Source organism: Micrococcus sp. HMSC31B01 (assembly GCF_001816085.1).
Classification (GTDB): Bacteria; Actinomycetota; Actinomycetes; order Actinomycetales; family Micrococcaceae; genus Micrococcus; species Micrococcus luteus.
This window is the reverse complement of the sequence record NZ_KV825338.1, coordinates 1-7,612: the sequence shown is the minus strand read 5'-3', so window position 1 is coordinate 7,612 and position 7,612 is coordinate 1. Positions and strand designations below refer to the sequence as shown.

At 70.3% G+C, this 7,612-nt stretch carries 7 protein-coding genes; 4 read left to right on the top strand and 3 right to left on the bottom strand.

From position 1 onward, the window contains the following. From HMPREF3105_RS10465 to HMPREF3105_RS10455, 3 genes are all read right to left on the bottom strand, one after another. The coding region (locus HMPREF3105_RS10465) for a BMP family lipoprotein (protein WP_070709543.1) at positions 1 to 1,157 on the bottom strand (1,157 nt) is incomplete at its 3' end. A 144-nt stretch (positions 1,158 to 1,301) separates the two neighbouring features. After that, a complete protein-coding gene (locus HMPREF3105_RS10460) occupies positions 1,302 to 2,558 on the bottom strand; it encodes an amidohydrolase (protein ID WP_070709541.1) in 1,257 nt (418 codons plus the stop codon). Between the two features lie 61 nt (positions 2,559 to 2,619). Continuing rightward, a complete protein-coding gene (locus HMPREF3105_RS10455; RefSeq protein ID WP_060775495.1) occupies positions 2,620 to 3,771 on the bottom strand; it encodes a mannose-1-phosphate guanylyltransferase in 1,152 nt (383 codons plus the stop codon). A 247-nt stretch (positions 3,772 to 4,018) separates the two neighbouring features. Between HMPREF3105_RS10455 and sdhC the strand changes: the two genes are divergently transcribed. The 4 genes from sdhC (at position 4,019) to HMPREF3105_RS10435 (ending at position 7,562) form a co-directional block, all read left to right on the top strand. Further along, positions 4,019 to 4,423: a succinate dehydrogenase, cytochrome b556 subunit gene (sdhC, locus tag HMPREF3105_RS10450; RefSeq protein WP_010079344.1), complete on the top strand. Its 405-nt coding sequence runs from the start codon at positions 4,019 to 4,021 to the stop codon at positions 4,421 to 4,423. Between the two features lie 3 nt (positions 4,424 to 4,426). Continuing rightward, positions 4,427 to 4,906: a succinate dehydrogenase hydrophobic membrane anchor subunit gene (locus tag HMPREF3105_RS10445; protein ID WP_036314556.1), complete on the top strand. Its 480-nt coding sequence runs from the start codon at positions 4,427 to 4,429 to the stop codon at positions 4,904 to 4,906. Between the two features lie 77 nt (positions 4,907 to 4,983). After that, positions 4,984 to 6,771, top strand: a complete 1,788-nt coding sequence (gene sdhA, locus HMPREF3105_RS10440; RefSeq protein ID WP_070709539.1) for a succinate dehydrogenase flavoprotein subunit — start codon at positions 4,984 to 4,986, stop codon at positions 6,769 to 6,771. Continuing rightward, a complete protein-coding gene (locus tag HMPREF3105_RS10435) occupies positions 6,771 to 7,562 on the top strand; it encodes a succinate dehydrogenase iron-sulfur subunit (RefSeq protein WP_010079347.1) in 792 nt (263 codons plus the stop codon). Before sdhA ends, HMPREF3105_RS10435 begins: the two co-directional genes overlap by 1 nt. The last annotated feature ends 50 nt before the right edge of the window (positions 7,563 to 7,612 follow it).

The window sequence follows — 7,612 nt, the reverse complement described above, 5'->3', positions numbered from 1 at the left end:
CAGGCCTCCGGGGAGTACTCCGAGTCGACCTTCAGCTCGCCCGAGATGATCTTCGCCTCGAGGTCCTTGAGCTCGTCCTTGAGCTCCTGCGGCACCGTGTCCTCGAAGTCGTGGAACGGGGCCAGCTCGACGCCCTTGTTCTCCAACGTGCCCACGTAGGGCTCGGCCGAGAACTCGTCCTTCAGGTCCGCGGCGATCACGTCGGCGACGGACTGGCCCATGTTCTTCTTCACCGAGGTGAGGATCAGGTTGCCGTCCTTGGTGGACTCGTAGCCGTCCGAGTCCGGCCAGATGACCTTGACGTCCTTGCCGCCCTGGTTCGCCTCGCGGACGGCGTCCAGGGTGCCCAGGCCCACGGGGCCGGCCACCGGCATCACGATGTCGGCGCCCTCGTTGATGAAGTTGGCGGTGTTCGTCTTGCCGTTGGCCACGTTCTTGAAGTCGCCCGTGAAGGAGCCGGTCTTCGCGTCCTTGTCCCAGCCCAGGACCTTGACGTCCTTGTCCTTGACCTCGTTGTAGTGCTCCACGCCGCGGGCGAAGCCGTCCATGAAGATGGTGACGGTGGGGATCTCCATGCCGCCATAGGTGGCCACGGTGCCGGTCTCGGTGGTGCCCGCCGCCAGGTAGCCGGCCAGGAACGCCGCCTGCGCCGTGTCGTAGGTGAGCTTCTGGAAGTTGTCGGAGAAGCCCTCCGCGGTGACGTCCACGCCGAAGAAGTGGGTGTCCGAGTGCTGCGCGGCGATCGGCTTCATGGCGTCGCCGAGGAGGAAGCCCACGCCGATGACGGCGTCGCAGTCGGCGTTGACCATGGCGGTCACGTTCGGGGTGAACTCGCTGGGCTCGTTCGACTCGGCCTCGCTGGTGGTGATGCCGTAGGCCTTCTCGGCGGCCTTGAGGCCCTCGTAGGAGGACTGGTTGAAGGAGCGGTCGTCGAAGCCGCCCTCGTCCGAGACGATGCAGGCCTTGTAGTCCTTGTTGTCCGAGCCGACGCCGTCCACGGTGGCGATGGCCTCGCTCTCGGCGGCGCCGGAGCCCGAGGCCTCGGACTGCTCCGGCGGGGCGCCGCACGCGGTCAGCAGCAGGCCGGAGACGCCGAGCGCGGCGGCGGGGAGCAGGAGACGACGGCGGCGCGCGGCCGACGGGGTGGCGATGCCCATGGGGTCCTCATTTCGGAAGGCACGGTGCGAGGCCCGCGGCCGGTGGCCGCGGAAAGACGGGGCCCGTGCGGGTGGCCCCGTCCGGATGAGCGCGAGTCTACCGAACGGTGGGCCCGTCCCCTCCGGCGGGTGCGGGCGGCGGGATCAGTGGTGGTCCTCGCCCGTGAGCACCTGCAGCGCGGCGGCGGTGAAGACCCGCATGCCCACGCCGATGGCCCGCACGTCCGGCGCGTAGTCCCCGCGGTGCAGATCGTAGATGGGGCCACCCGGGGACCGGGTGCCGAGGCGCAGCATGGAGCCGGGCACCTTCTGGGTCATCCAGGCGAAGTCCTCGCCGCCCATCGACTGCGGGGTCAGGAGGATCGCCCGTGAGCCGAGCTCCCGCCGCGCCGCGGTCTCGATCAGCGCCGTCTCGCCCTCGGTGTTGTGCACCGGCGGGACACCGCGCACGTGCTCGAGCTGCACGTGCACGCCGTACGGCGCGGCCACCTGCCGGACCACCTCGTCGAGCAGCGCACCGGCCTCCTCCCACACGTCCGCGTCGAGGCAGCGCATGGTCCCGGCCAGGTAGCCGGTGTTGTCGATCGCGTTGGGCGCGCTGCCGGCGGCGATCTGCCCCCACACCACGGAAACGGCCGAGCGCACGTCGATCCGCCGGGAGAGCACGGCGGGCACGTTCACGGCGATCTGGGACAGGGCGAAGACCATGTCCTCGGTGAGGTGGGGCCGCGAGGTGTGCCCCCCGCGTCCGGTGAGGGTGATCCGGATGGTGTCCGCCGCCGAGGTGATGGCGCCGATGCGGGTGCCGATCGAGCCGACGTCGACCTGCGGGTCGCAGTGCGCCGCCAGGATGCAGGGCACGTCGTCGAGGATCCCCTGGCGCAGCACGGACAGCGACCCGCCGGGCAGCCGCTCCTCCGCGGGCTGGAAGATGACGCGGACCGTGCCGTGGGCCCGCTCGCCGGCCGCGCGCAGGTCGGCGTCGGCGGTGGCCCCGCGGAGGATGCGGCCGAGGGCGACGGCCACCCCCGCCATGACGGCGGTGTGCATGTCGTGCCCACACGCGTGCGCGACGCCGTCATTGACGGACACGTAGGGCAGGCCGGTCTCCTCCTCGACCGGCAGCGCGTCGATGTCGGCGCGCAGGGCCAGCACCACCGGCCCCTCCCCGACGTCCACGTAGGCGCCCGTGGACTCCATCCGCACGGGCGAGAACCCGTAGCCGGAGAGCAGCTCCACGATGCGGTCGGTGGTGCGGTACTCCTCATAGGAGAGCTCGGGATGCCGGTGCAGGTCCCGGCGGAAGGACACGATCTCGTCCTCGAGCTCGGCCACCACGGGGCCCACCGAGGGGACGGAGGTCGGGCGGGGCCCGGTCAGCACGGAGTCGGAGGTGGTCATGGCCCAGCACCCTACTCCGGGGGTGCCGGTCGGTGCGGGCCGGACCCCGCCGGGGACGCGGTCAGAGGACCTCGTCCACGCCCTCGGCCTTGAGCGCCTCGACGGCCTTCTTGACCTCCTGGGCGTGCTCCGTGGTGGTGACCAGCAGCGCGTCCTCGGTGTCCACCACGACGACGTCCTCGATGCCGATCAAGGCGATGACGCGCTTCGTGTCCGTCACCACGACGCCGGACGCGTCGTCCGAGTACACGCGCGGGGTGTCCCCGATCACCGTGATGCCGGAGGCGTCCTTGACCGGGTTCAGGCGGGCGATCGCCGCGAAGTCCCCCACGTCGTCCCACGTGAAGGAGCCGGGGATCACGGCCACGTCGCCGACGGCGGCGGCGGGCTCGGCCACGGCGTAGTCGATGGCGGTCTTCGTCAGCTCGGGCCACACCCGGGCCATGACCTCGTCCCGCTCCGGCGTCTCCCACGCGCGGGCGATCTCCATCAGGCCGGCGTGCAGCGCGGGCTCGTTCTCCTCGAGGTGGGCCAGCATGAGGCCCACGGGCGCCACGAACATGCCCGCGTTCCAGAGGTAGCGGCCGGACTTCACGTACTGCTGGGCGACCTTCAGGTCCGGCTTCTCCACGAACGCGGCGACGTCATGCGCGTCCGGAGCGCCGGCCACGCGGAGGCGGCGGCCCCGGCGGATGTAGCCGAAGCCCGTGGCCGCGTGCGTGGGCTCGATGCCGATGGTCACGATCCGGCCGGTGGCCGCCGTCTCGACGGCCTGCCGCACCGCGTCCTGGAAGACCTCCACCGGGGAGATCACCTGATCCGCCGCGAACGAGCCCATGATCGTGTCCGGGTCACGCAGGGAGAGGATCGCCGCGGCCAGGCCGATGGCGGCCGCGGAGTCCTTGGGCGAGGGCTCGAGCACCAGATCCGTCTCCGCCAGATCCGGCAGCTGCATGCACACCGCCTCCCGGTGGGCCTCCCCGGTCACCACGAGCATGCCCGCGGCCAGGGGCGCCAGACGGTCCCACGTGGCACGGATCAGGGTCTGGCCCGAGCCGGTGAGGTCGTGGAGGAACTTCGGCGCGGCGGCCCGCGAGAGGGGCCACAGGCGGGTGCCCACGCCCCCGGCGGGGATCACGGCGTGGAAGCGGGACAGGGCCGTGCCCGGCGCGGCCTCGCGCGGGGCATCGGTCAGGTTCGGATCGGTGCTCACCGGCCCAGACTACGGAACCGTCCGGACGGGGGACCACTCGACGCGTCCCAGGCGGGGCACAGCCCAGACCGAACAGGACGGCGGCGGGGCGCCGCGCGCGTCACAGTGGCCGCCCCGGCCCCCGATCGGGCACGGAGGCGCGGGAAGGGTCTACCCTAGGAGGAGGAATCCACTCGCACACGCCCCTGCCCGTCGTCGTCCCACGGCGGAGGACCGGGATCGTGCATTCCCCCTGGAGGTATCAACCGTGTCTAGCGCCACTGCGCAGGCCCCGGCCAAGAACGGCCGCGGAACCCTGTACCGGGGCCACGGCGGCATGTGGTCCTGGGTGGGCCACCGCGTCACCGGCGTCGTCATCTTCTTCTACCTGCTCGTCCACGTGCTGGACACGGCCCTGGTCCGGGTCTCCCCCGAGGCTTACGACGCCGTGATCGGCTCGTACAAGACGTGGTACTTCGCGCTCGGCGAGGCCGGCCTCGTCGCGGCGATCATCTTCCACGCCCTGAACGGCCTGCGCATCATCCTGGTCGACTTCTGGAAGGGCGGCACCCAGCACCACAAGACCCTGCTGTGGATCGTGCTGGGGCTGTGGGTCGTCCTGACCCTGGGCTTCGCCATCCGTCACTTCAGCCTCGCACTCGGAGGTCACTGAGCCATGAGCACCACCGCTGAGACCACCATCGCGGCGCCCCGCAGCCGCCGTCTGGACCCCAAGTACACGCGCGACGGCGGCGGCCGCGGCAACTTCGAGATGCTCGCCTGGCTGTTCATGCGCATCTCTGGTGTCTTCCTCGTCGTGCTGATCGCCGTGCACCTGACCACCAACCTGCTGGTGGGCGACGGCATCCACGCCATCGACTTCGGCTTCGTGGCCGGCAAGTGGGCGCACCCGCTGTGGCAGTTCTGGGACCTGGCCCTCCTGTGGCTGGCCATGCTGCACGGCGCCAACGGCGTGCGCACGATCATCAACGACTACACCCGCCGCGGCAGCGCCCGCTTCTGGCTGACGATGATCCTGTACATCGCCACGGCCGTGATCATCATCCTCGGCACCCTGGTGATCTTCACCTTCGATCCCTGCATGGTGGACGCCTCCGGCGCCCTGCTCGAGGGCTCCCCGGCCTTCTGCGGCTGACCCCGGAAACGCTCACCCTGCGGTGCGGCCGGCCCGAGCGGCCGCCGCGTCACAGACACCCAGAAAGAGAGACCTGAATGCAGGTGCACAAGTACGACGTGGTGATCGTCGGCGCCGGCGGCGCGGGCATGCGCGCGGCCATCGAGGCCGGTCAGCGCGCGCACACCGCCGTCCTCACCAAGATCTACCCCACGCGTTCCCACACCGGCGCGGCCCAGGGCGGCATGTGCGCGGCCCTCGCCAACGTCGAGGAGGACAACTGGGAGTGGCACACGTTCGACACCGTCAAGGGCGGCGACTACCTGGTGGACCAGGACGCCGCGGAGGTCATGGCCAAGGAGGCCATCGACGCGGTGCTCGACCTCGAGAAGATGGGCCTGCCCTTCAACCGCACCCCCGAGGGCAAGATCGACCAGCGCCGCTTCGGCGGCCACACCCGTGACCACGGCAAGGCGCCCGTGCGCCGCGCCTGCTACGCCGCGGACCGCACCGGCCACATGATCCTCCAGACGCTGTACCAGAACTGCGTCAAGCACAACGTGGAGTTCTACAACGAGTTCTACGTGCTCGACCTGCTGCTGGTGGAGGAGGACGCCGTGCGCGAGGACGGCACCGCCTACAAGCAGAAGCGCACCGCCGGCGTCGTCTCCTACGAGCTGGCCACCGGCGAGATCCACGTCTTCCAGGCCAAGTCGGTCGTCTTCGCCACCGGCGGCGCCGGCAAGGTGTACAAGACCACCTCGAACGCCCACACCCTCACCGGCGACGGCATGGCCATCGCCTACCGCGCGGGCCTGCCGCTGGAGGACATGGAGTTCGTGCAGTTCCACCCGACCGGCCTGGCCGGCCTGGGCATCCTGCTCTCCGAGGCCGCACGCGGCGAGGGCGGCATCCTCCGCAACGCGGACGGCGAGCGCTTCATGGAGCGCTACGCCCCCACCATCAAGGACCTCGCCCCGCGCGACATCGTGGCCCGGTCCATGGCCGAGGAGGTCCGTCAGGGCCGCGGCGCCGGTCCCAACAAGGACTACGTGCTGCTCGATCTGACGCACCTGGAGCCCTCGCACATCGACGAGAAGCTCCCGGACATCACCGAGTTCGCCCGCACGTACCTGGGCGTCGAGCCCTACACGGAGCCGGTGCCGGTGTTCCCCACCTGCCACTACTTCATGGGCGGCATCCCCACGAACATCAAGGCCGAGGTCCTCCAGGACAACGACACCGTCGTGCCGGGCCTGTACGCCGCCGGCGAGGTGGCCTGCGTGTCCGTGCACGGGTCCAACCGCCTGGGCACCAACTCGCTGCTGGACATCAACGTGTTCGGCCGCCGCGCCGGCATCTACGCCGCCGAGTACGCCGTGCAGGCGGACTGGGTGGAGCTGCCCGAGGGCGGCGAGCTGCCGACCGTGGAGCACATCGAGAACCTGCGCTCCGCCACCGGCTCCGAGCGCGTCGCGGACATCCGCGCCGAGCTCCAGGAGTCGATGGACGCGGACATGCAGGTCTTCCGCGACGAGGACTCGATCCGCCGCGCACTGGCCAAGATCGAGGAGCTGCGCGGGCGCTACGAGAACGTGTCCGTCCAGGACAAGGGCCGCCGCTTCAACCTCGACCTGCTCGAGGGCATGGAGCTGGGCTACCTCCTGGACATCGCCGAGGCGATGACCCTCGCGGCCCTGGGCCGCAAGGAGTCCCGCGGCGGGCACTACCGCGAGGACTACCCCGACCGCGACGACGAGAACTTCATGGCGCACACCATGATCTACCGTGACGAGACCGCGGAGATGGAGGGCGTCAAGGGCATCCGCTTCGAGACCAAGCCCGTCGTCGTGACCCGTTACCAGCCGATGGAGCGTAAGTACTGATGAGCCACTCAGCAACCGAGACCGAGGCCCCCGTGGCCCAGGCGCAGACCCAGTCCGCCGGTGGCGGCGCAGGCGAGGTCGAGAGCTTCGACATCGTGCTCAAGGTCCGCCGCTACCTCCCGGAGTCCTCCGAGGAGTCCTACTGGGACGAGTGGCGCCTGACCATGTACGGCACCGACCGCGTGCTGGACGCCCTGCACAAGGTCAAGTGGGACCACGACGGCACCCTGTCGTTCCGCCGCTCCTGCGCCCACGGCGTGTGCGGCTCCGACGCCATGCGCATCAACGGCCGCAACCGCCTGGCCTGCAAGACGCTCCTGAAGGACCTCGACCTGTCCAAGCCCATCCTGGTGGAGCCCATCAAGGGCCTGCCGGTGGAGAAGGACCTGATCGTGGACATGGACCCGTTCTTCCAGTCCTACCGCGAGATCATGCCATTCCTGGTCGCCGAGGGCCACGCGCCCACCAAGGAGCGCTACCAGTCCCAGGCCGACCGGGCGATCTACGACGACACCACGAAGTGCATCCTGTGCGCCGCGTGCACCTCGTCCTGCCCGGTGTTCTGGACGGACGGCCAGTACTTCGGCCCGGCCGCCATCGTCAACGCGCACCGGTTCATCTTCGACTCGCGTGACGAGGCCGGCGACATGCGCCTGGAGATCCTGAACGACAAGGAGGGCGTGTGGCGTTGCCGCACGACCTTCAACTGCACCGACGCGTGCCCCCGCGGCATCCAGGTGACCAAGGCGATCTCCGAGGTGAAGCGGGCCATCCTGGCCCGCCAGTTCTGATCCCCCGCACCACGACGGCGGCCCGTCTCCTCACGCGAGGAGGCGGGCCG

Coding starts and splice junctions, on each gene's coding strand:
- HMPREF3105_RS10445 (WP_036314556.1), top strand. CDS start 4,427: ATGAGCACCACCGCTGAGACCACCATCGCGGCGCCCCGCAGCCGCCGT.
- HMPREF3105_RS10435 (WP_010079347.1), top strand. CDS start 6,771: ATGAGCCACTCAGCAACCGAGACCGAGGCCCCCGTGGCCCAGGCGCAG.
- HMPREF3105_RS10460 (WP_070709541.1), bottom strand. CDS start 2,558: ATGACCACCTCCGACTCCGTGCTGACCGGGCCCCGCCCGACCTCCGTC.
- sdhA (WP_070709539.1), top strand. CDS start 4,984: ATGCAGGTGCACAAGTACGACGTGGTGATCGTCGGCGCCGGCGGCGCG.